This is a genomic window from Alkalibacterium sp. m-11 (assembly GCF_054658155.1).
On sequence record NZ_BAAGIR010000537.1, the window covers coordinates 1 to 255 of the forward strand.

Annotated in this window: 1 protein-coding gene; it reads right to left on the reverse strand. The window is 34.5% G+C overall.

Going from position 1 to position 255, the window contains the following annotated elements:
* A partial coding sequence (locus tag ACYQ2O_RS13500) for a reverse transcriptase domain-containing protein (RefSeq protein ID WP_459771555.1) occupies window positions 1-255 on the reverse strand: 255 nt, incomplete at both ends.

Here is a 255-nt window from a genome sequence, read left to right on the forward strand (position 1 = left end):
GGTCCATGATGCCAGATTTTAAAAAGTTCCAAATATTTCTCAACACTATTTTATCTTGAATATAGTATTCGAGGTTATTTCTTAGTACTTGATGGTTGATTGTATCAAAGTAATTCTTCAAATCGCAGTCTACTACTATCTTATAACCTTCTTCATAATAACCAATCACTCGCTCAATTGCTTGGTGAGCGTTGCGACCTTTACGAAAGCCGTAACTATATTCTGAGAAATAGGGGTCTATAATTGGGTCAATCA